This is a genomic window from Dokdonella sp. (assembly GCF_039926425.1).
Classification (GTDB): domain Bacteria; phylum Pseudomonadota; class Gammaproteobacteria; order Xanthomonadales; family Rhodanobacteraceae; genus Dokdonella_A.
Map to the genome: position 1 here is coordinate 1 of NZ_JBDSWZ010000136.1, position 10,422 is coordinate 10,422.

Consider the following 10,422-nt stretch of genomic DNA (forward strand, 5'->3'; position numbering starts at 1 on the left):
ACTTCATCGCACATGCGAGCCGCGGTTCGGCGCTCGTGCCGATGTTGAACGCCGGCGAACCCGCAGTCCTGTATTGCTTCGTGTTCCTGCTGCTCGCCGCGGCCGGGGCGGGTGCGTGGAGCCTCGATCGGGATTGAACGATGCGCAATGCGGATGCGCGAGAATCGATGGGCGGGATGCCGGCTCGCTATCGGACATCCCTCCGCACCGGATTCCGGGCGCCGGCCCGTGCCGATGAACTGGCCAACCAAGCGGGCCTCAACCGCGGCACCGACATAGGCGATGGGCGCGACGAACCGGGCCGCGTGCCCCGGCATGCTCATTTCGTTCAATCGGCGCAGACCACGCCATGTTGGAATAGACATCCTCCCGACCACGCGATCAAAGGCCGTGCACCATGACCCAGCGACTCGACTTCTACAGCGCCAACCCGGAAGCGGTGAAGGCGATGATGGCGATGGAAAAGCGCATTCATGCGAGTGGATTCGACATCGGATTGACCCATCTGGTGAGATTGCGCGTTTCGCAAATCAATGGATGTGCCTATTGCGTCGATCTGCACGCCGCGGACGCGCGCAAGTCCGGAGTGGACGACCGCGCGATCGCGACTGTGTGCGTCTGGCGCGACACGCCGTTCTTTGACGAACGGCAGCGCGCGGCTCTGGCGTGGGCAGAAGCCGTCACCCTCGTCGCGCAGACCCATGTTCCCGACGACGCGTGGAACGAAACGAATGCGCAGTTTTCCGAAGCCGAGCTGGTCGATCTCACCTTGCTGGTGATCGCCATCAACGGCTGGAACCGCCTCGCGATCGCCTTTCGCAAGCAGCCGTCCTGACCCGCCCCACGGAGACTCGTCATGTGTTCATCGCTGAAGCAATTCGCAACATCACTCATTGGAGCGTTTGCGATCACGGTCGGCCTGTCGCCCATTGCGATCGCCCACGGCTCCAAGGAGGAAAAGGTGACGCCCGTTTTGAAACAGGCGGTGCCGGAACTGCCGGGAAAAAACGTGCTGATGGCCACCGTGGAACTCGAACCCGGCCAAGCGTCCCTGCCCCACCTGCATCCGGGATCACTCTTTGCCTATGTTCTCGAAGGAGACGTGGTCTCGCAGCTGGATGGCGAGCCGGCCATCACGTATCACGCTGGTCAAGCATGGTACGAGGCACCGCGGGTCCACCATCTCGTGACGCGCAATCCCAGTTCGACCCATCGCGCAGTCCTCATGGTGTGGGCGCTCTCCGGTGAAGGCGACCCGATCAAACGTCCCCTTCCTGAGTCGCCAGAGGCTCATTGAAACGCCGCTCAGGTGATGGGGACCTCGTTGAGGTCCTTCCCTGCGAAGCGTGACAAGCCCCCTTCTTGAACGTGAAGCCGGATGACGAGTCATGTCAAACGGTTTCTGATCGCGCAACATCGCGTTGAAGACGACGACTCCATTCAATGCCAGACGGCGTTTGCAGATCGCGCCAGACCTCACACACGTATTCGAATTCAACGACCGAAAGGTCGACCGTCGCCGCCAACAGGCGCGTGTGCTGTGCCGTCCGCAGGTTCTGACGTTGCGCGTGCCGTCTGTCATCGGCACGGGCGAACGTTTCAGGCAAACCTGCGCGGATCGTGCTATCGCAAGACACTCAGGGCGGCAGACGATGGAGCTCCACTTCGGAGATTCCCCATGTACAGACAACTGACCGTCGGCGTCCTGTTCATCAGTGTTCTCACGCTCGCAGTGAGCGCGATCGGCGCCGCCGCCATTGCCGGCGACGCGACTCAAGCGACACCTGCACAACTCGTCGACTCGCTGCACCAGGCATTTGGCAATCATCACGTTCGCGCCGTCCATGCCAAGGGCATCCTGCTCGAAGGCGAGTTCCGGCCCGACCCGTCCGCGACGCGCCTGACCCGTTCGCCGCTGTTCGCCGGTCCGTCAGTACCGCTACTCGCGCGCTTCTCCGATTTCACGGGCCTGCCGGATATTCCCGACACCGCTCCGGAGGCAAATCCGCGCGGGTTCGCGATGAAATTCACGCTGCAGGGCGGCCAGACGATGGACGTCGTAACCCACAGCTTCAATGGCTTTCCGGTCGCAACCGCCAACGATTTCGCGGAGCTCATGCGCGCGATCGGCGCGAGCGGTGCAACAGCCACCAAGCCGACCGCGCTCGACGCGTTTCTCGACGCACATCCCGTTGCCAAACGCTTCCTGACATCGCAAAAGCCGGCTCCGGAAAGTTACGCGACGTTGAGTTTCTTCGGCGTCAACTCGTTTACGTTTACGAACGCCGATGGCGTGCATACGCAGGTCCGTTATCGTTTCGTTCCGGTAGAAGGCGAGAAATACCTCGATGCCGTAGCGATCGCCGCCAAGTCGCCGAACTATCTGATGGATGAGGTTGGCAAGCGTGTCGAGCAAGCGCCGGTTGTGTTCGATTGGTACGCACAGATTGCCAGCAAGACCGACGCTATCGCGGATCCGTCCATCGCGTGGCCCGAGGATCGCAAACTGGTGAAGCTCGGAACGGTGACGCTGAAGCGCCTGGTCAGCGACCCTGACGTCAAGGACAAGGCGACGATGTTCCTGCCAGGAAATGTGACCGCTGGAATCGAACCCGCCGATCCGATGATCGGCGCGCGGACGGCGGCGTATCCGATCTCGCGAGCCAATCGCCAATAGACCGGATAAGGGCTCACCCTCGAAAGCATTGCTTTCCCGCCAACGCCGGCAGCGCCAGTTGGTTGCTGCCGGCCTCCATCCAGCGCCGGTCTGTTGCTGTGCCGAGGAGACATTCGATGAACAAGACGTACAGGAACGCGGGAACGCAAGCGGTGTTCGCGTGGGCGATGGCTTGCGCGTCGTCGCAGGCTTTCGCGCTCCAGAATGCGCGCGACGCCATTGCGACCGCCGCCTACGAAAAGAACATGCGCACGCTCTCGATCATGCAGAAGGTCGATGCCGACGGCGATCACGTGGTCACGCGCGAAGAGCTGGACGGCTATTTCGGCAAGGTTTTCGATGCGCTCGACCGCAATCACGATGGACTGCTTGACCGAAAGGAATGGGTTGGCGCGCGCCGCGAGCCCGATGTGATCAGCCTTTCGAACGGTGGCTATGCACGCGCCCTCGGATCACTTCGCATGATGAAGATCGTTGACGCGAACGCCGACCAGAAGGTCGGGCGCAGGGAATTCGTCGACGCGCATCAGGCGATGTATTCCTACATGGGTGCCGGCTCCGACGGGCCGCTCGATGCACAGCATTGGGTCCTCGCGCATTTCCCGCACTGATGTCGCAACGCTGCGGTCCCTCCGCCGCCTCACAGAGGAAAGTCTCTGAAACGCGACGACATACGCTTTCCGTCTGAGCGACAGGCGAACCCGAACGCCGAGTGCGGATTCGTGGGAGTGCTCAAGGAATTCCGAAACCATTGGGGAAATGGCGTGGTTCAGAAAGCCGCGGAATCCAGGTGTGCAACAGTGGAAATTGCACCCCGGTTCACCTGCTTGCGAGCCCACGGCAGTCAGTTGCGCAGGCGATTTCGGCCCCGACCGAGAATATCTTACTTGACATATACAGCCTAGGCAGATATTATCGAACTGTGCTTTTGGAGGCGGATATGAAAATAGTGGAACCAGACGTCATGGCGCAGCTCAGCTCGGGCGAACTTGGCTTTCTCGTCAGCGGCGTACGGAGCGCGATCTGGGCAGCGATCGAGAAGCAGCTGCGCCCGATGGACATTACGGCCGCACAGTTTGTGTTGTTCAACAGCATCGCCAAGGGACGTGGACACACGATCGGCGACCTGTGTCGTTTGCTCGGTTATGACTCCGGAGCGATGACCCGTCTGCTGGACCGGATCGAGAAGAAGGGATTGGTGCGTCGCGTCGCAAATCCAGAGGATCGCCGGAGCTACCTCATCGAATTGACCGAGAAAAGCGCCGCACTCGTGCCGAACGCACGGCGCCAGGTACAGAAGGTCTTTGCAAACCTGTTGCAGGGCTTCACCGATCGTGAAGCATTGGCGTTGAAGTCGTCGCTGGAAAAGATCCTGGAAAACGCCGCGCGCGGCATCTGACCCACTAGTCCGATCATATATCAGCCTAGGCTGTCATGTGAGATGAGGCGTTGACCATGTCAAAGATTCCGTTGCCCACGACACACAAGCGCGCTGCCCTCTCCCGGCTGACGCGCTTGGCGGCTTGTCTACTCGTATTGGACGTTGCCGGCTGCGCCAGCATGGGCGGTCTGCACACGCATGCAATTGCGCTTGATCCAGACGGATTGGCGGCAGAACAGAGTCTTTCAACCACAGCGTTTTCGCCCGCCGCATGGCCGCGCGAGATGTGGTGGAAAGATTTCGGCGATCCGCAACTCGATCGGTTGATCGACGCTGCGCTGAGCGGGCAGCCCGCCTTGCGTATCGCAGAGGCACGCGTTCGCCAGGCGCAGGCAGTCGCCGATGTCACCGGAGCTGCGCTCTATCCGCAGGCGAACGTTGGTTTGCACAGTACCCGCCAGCGCTTCAGCGAAGATGGGACCGTAGCGCCACCGGTCGCTGGAACCTGGAAGACCGTCAACGACGTTTCGCTTGGGGTCGGATACGAGCTGGATTTCTGGGGCAAGAACCGTGCGGCGCTGGATGCGGCGTTGGGTCGCGCGAACGCCGAGCAAGTCGATTTGCACGCGGCACGGTTGATGCTGACGACCGCACTCGTTCGGACATATCTGCGCCTGGACCTCGGCTACGCACGGCTTGATCTGGCCCATGAGACGCTGGCACAGCGTGAGCAGACGCTGGAGCTGACGCGCAAGCGTGTTGCAGCACAGGTTGATTCCCGCCTCGAACTGACACAGGCCGAGGCCGCGTTGCCGGCGATCCGCGAGCGCATCGCGGCAATCAATGAATCACTCGCCCTGACCGCAAACCAGTTGGCAGCGCTCGAAGGCAAAGGCCCGGATGCGGGGTTGAAGATCGACCGGCCGCAATTGACGGACGTCGGCGGCGTCAGCCTGCCCGGCGACTTGCCGGCCGAGCTGATCGGCCGCCGACCCGATATCGTCGCTGATCGCTGGCGGGTCGAGGCGGCGAGCCAGGACATCAAGGTCGCCAAGGCACAGTTTTATCCGAACATCAGTTTGACGGGGTTGGTCGGCCTGCAAAGCCTCGGCTTCGACAACTTCCTCGATGCAGGCAGTCGCGTGCTCGGTATCGGACCTGCCATTTCACTTCCCATCTTCGATGGGGGCCGGCTGCGCGGCAATCTGGGAGCGCGCCAGGCAGGCTATGACATGGCGGTCGAACACTACAACAGCACCGTCATCGCGGCTGTACACGACGTCGTCGATCAGCTCGTTTCGCTGCACTGGATTCAGCAGCAGATTCTTGAACAGCGCGATGGTCTGGCGCTTGGCGAACGTGCGTGGGAACTCGCCAAGGCGCGCTACCGCAGCGGGTTGGCGAACTATCTGCAGGTTCTTGCCGCTGAAAGCCAAGTCTTGGCAGAGAAACAAAAAATGATCGAGTCGCAGTCGCGCCAACGCGAAGTGCGCCTCAACCTGACACGCGCACTCGGCGGCGGCTATCAGCCGGATGGCGCGTCCGATCCAACGCCCGTTGCCCGTGCCCAACGCCAAGAGAGCAAATCGTGAACGCCGAAATCGATACGCAGCAAACCATGACTCCAGCCGTCAAATCTGCGGATCAGCAAACGTGGCGTTCGCGACTTGCCCCGCCGCTCAGCATTGCCGTCGTCGCCATTGTCCTCATCGGCGCGGTGCTGTGGTGGCTATTGGCCGGCCAGTATCGCGAAACCACTGAAGATGCCTATGTGGATGGCAATGTCGTGGCAGTGACGGCACAGGTAGGCGGGGTGGTGACGGCGATCGGCGCCGACAACACCGATTATGTGAACGCGGGCAGCAACGTTGTCACGCTTGACGACACTGATGCACGGCTTGCGCTTGCTCGTGCCGAAGCACAGTTGGCCCGGGCGGTGAGGCAGGTGCGCGCGCAATACGCCAGTGTGGGCCAGACGCGCGCAAATTTGCAGCTCCATGAGGTGGATTTGTCCAAGGCAAAGGCCGATCTGGCACGTCGGCGCGAACTGCTGGCCAGCGGTGCGATCTCGGGCGAAGAGGTCAAGCACGCACAGGACGCAGTACGCGCTGCCAGCGCCGGGCTGGACGTGGCCACGCAGCAACTCGCCGGTAGCAGGGCTTTGATTGGAAGCACGACAGTCGCCGCCAATCCGGACGTCCTGGCGGCCTCGTCACAAGTGCGCGATGCGTGGGTCGCTGTCTACCGTACCGGCGTGCCCGCACCGGTAGCGGGCATCGTGACCAAACGCAATGTGCAACTTGGACAACGCATCAGCCCGGGGATCTCGCTGATGTCGGTGGTGCCGCTGGATCACCTGTGGGTCAACGCGAATTTCAAGGAATCCCAATTGCGCCACATCCGCCTCGGACAGAAGGTCGATCTGGCGACGGACGTCTATGGCGATGACATCGTCTACCACGGCACCGTCGTCGGCCAGGAACCGGGAACGGGGAGTGCGTTTTCACTGTTGCCTGCGCAGAACGCCACCGGCAACTGGATCAAGGTGGTGCAGCGCGTTCCGGTTCGAGTCGCACTGGATCCGCAGGAGGTCGAAAAGCACCCGTTGCAAGTAGGCCTGTCCATGAAGGTGAGCGTCAGCACACGCCAACGCGATGGCAGCCGACTCGTTGTGGCGACGTCGCACGATCACGGCTATCGAACTGACGTATTCGCCAACGAGCTGGTCAGCGCTGATGCGGCGGTCGCGAAGATCGTCGCGGACAACCAGTAATCACCCGCGTCCGAGGAGAACGTCATGACTGCGCGCACCTCCGGGTGGGGTCTTTATGCCACGATCTTCGTATTGACCGCGATCGAGTTCCTGCAACTGAGCATGGTGGCCTTCGGCGCGGGCCCGATCATGGGCGAAGTAGGCATCACGCCGGAAGATTTCAGTCTGATTGCCGCGACCTACGCCAGCGTGGCAATCCTGGTGATCTCGATGCAGCGCTGGCTCGTCACCCGCCTCGGCGGGCGCTTGCTGATCCAGTGCTCAACTGCCATTTCCCTGCTCGGTGCCGTGCTGTGTGCGACCAGCAATGATTTCGCGAGCTTCTTCGTTGGACGTCTGATCATGGCGCTCGGTGGCGGCGCACTGTTTACATCGGCGCGCATGATCATCCACCACACGCTCGCCGGACCCAAGCGCTTCGTCGGAATCAAATCGCTGGCATACGGGTTGGCGATCTGCATATCCGCAGGCCCGTGGCTTGCCGCGCAGGCAGTATCCAATGACGCCTGGTCGGCGATCTTCTGGTCACTGGCCGCTTTGGACATCGTTGCGTTTGTCCTCGCGAGCACTTGCCTGACCAACGACTTGAGAGGGTTCGAACAGGGGCGCAGTGACTGGAACCCCGGATTGCAGGTATTGCTCGTCGGTGGCAGCTTCGGGTTGCTGTATGCGTTGCAGCGCCTCTACTACGACTATTACGGCAATGCGGCGTTTTCGATCGGCGTACTCGTCGTCTCCGTCGGAGCACTGATGTTCTATGCGAACTACCAACGTGTGCATCGACAGCCGCTGCTGCATATCCGACTCATGTTGCATACCCGATTTATCGCAGGGATGGCGCTATTCATGTTCGGATACCTCATGCTCGGGGCGAACAACTATGTCGTCCCGGTGATGCTGCAGCGCACGCTCGGCTATTCATGGGAAAGCGTCGGGCACTTCGAGGCCATCGGTGCGTTGGCAACGGTCGTTACATTTACCGTGGTCTCCAGGCTGCTGCCAAAACATCCGTCACCTGGAAAATTCTGGATCACCGGGTTCTTCGCGCTGGGAGTGTTCGGTGCGATGTTGGCTCGCGTCGATCCTTCCGCTGATCCGTGGCTGTCCATCGTGCCCGCACTTGCCTGCTACAACGTATTCCTGCTGACCGTGCTGCCGATCACGGCCATGCAGGCGTTCCGCGAAATGGAGAAGGACGAAACTCTTTTTTCCAATGCGCAGCAGGTCAAGAACATGCTGGCCCAGGCTGCGATCGCTTTGGGTATTTCGTTGGCCACGCTGGGACAGCAGTGGCGCACAGCAGTGCATTACGACGTTCTGAATGTGCAGATCACGCCGGACAATCCGATCTTCGTGACGACCGTCAAGCACCTCACTGACGCGCTGAGCAGCAGTATCGGGCCGGTCGAGGCAGCGCAAGTTGCGGTGGCAAGGGTGGCCCAGTTGCTGGCACAGCAGTCGGCACTATTGGCGAATGTCGACCATTTCATGCTGATCGCGCTGCTCGGCGTCCTCGGCATCGTGGTCACACTTTCGCAACGCATCTTCCGCTAAGGAAGGTCTGAACAGGCCGCCGCTTTCAGCGTGCGGCAGCCTACCGCTGAAGAAACGCGTGAATGAGGCGCTTTCCAGGATCAAAAAGCGCTTTCGGGCGCTTTCAATTGGTCATTCGACCTCATTTTGAAAACTGCGGTCCCGATGCCACACTTGCACAGCACGGAGAGCCGCGATTCGATCCCGGAAAAGCGCTTGGCACCGACTGCAAATTTCGGCAGCACTCTTTTGCTAACCGACAACTCCGACCAGCCCCTCGCGTCCCACGGCCAGCTCGCCCGAAGCGGAATGCGAGCACGCGCGGAGGCGCACGGGAATCGACTTGTACGACGGCGTGAGGCTGTCGGGATCGCAATGTTCGAGCGCAACCAGCGGCTGGGTTTCCGGGTAGTACGACGCACAGCAGCCGTCCGGCAGGTCGTAGGCGACCAGCGTCAGAGCGCGCACGACGCGGTCCTCATGCGCATGTTCCAGCGCGGTCGCGACATCCACCACATCGCCTTCGGTGAAGCCAAGTCGGGCGAGATCCTTCTCATTGACGAAAAGGACATCGCGCCGTCCGAATACGCCGCGGTAGCGGTCGTCGAGTCCGTAGATCGTGGTGTTGTACTGGTCGTGGCTGCGCAGGGTGGTCAGGAGCAGCACGTCGGCGTCCGCGCTGGCACGGTCGTCCTCAAGTTCTCTGAAGACGATGAAATTCGCCTTGCCACTGTCGGTTTTCCAGATCCGTTGCTGTGCCGAATTGGGCAACTGGAATCCGCCCGGCTGACGGATGCGGTCGTTGAAGGCCTCGAAGTCGGGAAACACCGCTTCGATGCGATCGCGGATCAATCCGTAGTCCCCGACCAGCGCGTCCCAGTCAACCATCGATCGTGCACCCAGCGTCGCTTTCGCGAGGCCCGCGACGATCGCCGGTTCGGAGCGAACCTGATCGCTTGGCGGCTTCAGGAATCCGCTCGACGCATGCACCATCGACATCGAATCTTCCACCGTGACCGACTGTCGTCCGGTGGCCTGCAGATCCAGCTCGGTGCGACCAAGGCACGGCAGGATGTAGGTCGTCTTTCCGACCAGCAATTGCGTTCGATTGAGCTTGGTGGTGATGTGAACCGACAGATCGAGTTTTCGGAACGCCTCGAAGCAAGCCTTCGGATCCGATGCGGCGATGGCGAGATTGCCGCCGAGGCAGACGATGGCTTTCGATCGTCCGTCGCGCATCGCCGCGATGGTTTCGACGACCGAGTGTCCATGTTCTCGCGGAGGCTCGAAACCGAACACGTCGCGCAAACGGTCGAGGAACGCCGGTGTGGGACGCTCAGTGATGCCGACCGTTCGATCGCCCTGCACATTCGAATGACCGCGCAGCGGACTGATGCCGGCACCGGCGCGCCCGATGTTGCCCTTGAGCAAGAGAAGATTGACGATCTGCTGGACGTTCTGTGTCCCGGTGCGGTGTTGGGTCAGGCCCATCCCGTAGCACGCGATCGTCGACGTCGCCCCCGCGTACACCGTCGCCACCGACTCGAGGTCGCTGCGCGCCAGGCCGCTCGCGCGTTCGATGTCCTGCCACGTCGTTCGATCGAGGTCCGCGACGAACGCCTCATAGCCTGCGGTGTGTCCCGCAATGAACGCATGATCGAGCACCGGAGCGGTGTCGTTTGCGTGCGCGGCCGCATCCATTGCAACGAGTGCCTTGCAGATGCCTTGGAGCGCCGCGGCATCGCCACCGACCTTGACCTGGTAGTAGTCGCTCGCAATCGGCGTCGACGACAGCGTCGCCATTTCCAGCGGATGCTGCGGCGACGTGAACCGTTCGAGCGAGCGTTCGCGCAGCGGATTGAACACGATGATCTTCGCGCCACGACGCGACGCATCGCGCAGCGGCGTCATCATGCGCGGATGGTTGGTGCCGGGGTTGTGCCCGATCGACAGGATCAGATCGGCGTGATCGAAATCCTCCAGCGTGACGGTCGCCTTGCCGACACCGATCGAGCGGGGCAACCCGACCGAGGTCGCCTCGTGACACATGTTCGAGCA

At 61.5% G+C, this 10,422-nt stretch carries 9 protein-coding genes; 8 read left to right on the plus strand and 1 reads right to left on the minus strand.

Going from position 1 to position 10,422, the window contains the following annotated elements:
- Window positions 1-397: 397 nt before the first annotated feature.
- From ABIV12_RS08260 to ABIV12_RS08295, 8 genes are all read left to right on the plus strand, one after another.
- On the plus strand, window positions 398-835 hold the full coding sequence (locus tag ABIV12_RS08260) for a carboxymuconolactone decarboxylase family protein (RefSeq protein WP_348058140.1): 438 nt from the start codon (window positions 398-400) through the stop codon (window positions 833-835).
- A 21-nt stretch (window positions 836-856) separates the two neighbouring features.
- Window positions 857-1,297 (plus strand): cupin domain-containing protein, encoded by a 441-nt coding sequence (locus tag ABIV12_RS08265; protein WP_348058142.1) that lies wholly within the window; start codon window positions 857-859, stop codon window positions 1,295-1,297.
- 381 nt (window positions 1,298-1,678) lie between these two features.
- Complete coding sequence (locus ABIV12_RS08270) at window positions 1,679-2,677, plus strand: catalase family peroxidase (protein ID WP_348058144.1); 999 nt, start codon at window positions 1,679-1,681, stop codon at window positions 2,675-2,677.
- Between the two features lie 116 nt (window positions 2,678-2,793).
- Window positions 2,794-3,288 carry a hypothetical protein gene (locus ABIV12_RS08275; RefSeq protein WP_348058146.1) on the plus strand — a complete coding sequence of 165 codons (495 nt, stop codon included), beginning with the start codon at window positions 2,794-2,796 and terminating at the stop codon, window positions 3,286-3,288.
- Between the two features lie 353 nt (window positions 3,289-3,641).
- Window positions 3,642-4,076, plus strand: a complete 435-nt coding sequence (locus ABIV12_RS08280) for a MarR family transcriptional regulator (RefSeq protein WP_348058148.1) — start codon at window positions 3,642-3,644, stop codon at window positions 4,074-4,076.
- A gap of 56 nt (window positions 4,077-4,132) precedes the next feature.
- Window positions 4,133-5,650: an efflux transporter outer membrane subunit gene (locus tag ABIV12_RS08285; protein WP_348058150.1), complete on the plus strand. Its 1,518-nt coding sequence runs from the start codon at window positions 4,133-4,135 to the stop codon at window positions 5,648-5,650.
- Window positions 5,647-6,831, plus strand: coding sequence for an HlyD family efflux transporter periplasmic adaptor subunit (locus ABIV12_RS08290; RefSeq protein WP_348058152.1), 1,185 nt, complete (start codon window positions 5,647-5,649; stop codon window positions 6,829-6,831). Before ABIV12_RS08285 ends, ABIV12_RS08290 begins: the two co-directional genes overlap by 4 nt.
- Window positions 6,832-6,855: 24 nt before the next feature.
- On the plus strand, window positions 6,856-8,385 hold the full coding sequence (locus ABIV12_RS08295) for an MFS transporter (protein ID WP_348058154.1): 1,530 nt from the start codon (window positions 6,856-6,858) through the stop codon (window positions 8,383-8,385).
- A 231-nt stretch (window positions 8,386-8,616) separates the two neighbouring features.
- Here ABIV12_RS08295 and ABIV12_RS08300 read toward each other — a convergent pair.
- On the minus strand, window positions 8,617-10,422 hold a 1,806-nt coding region (locus ABIV12_RS08300), incomplete at its 5' end, for an FdhF/YdeP family oxidoreductase (protein ID WP_348058156.1).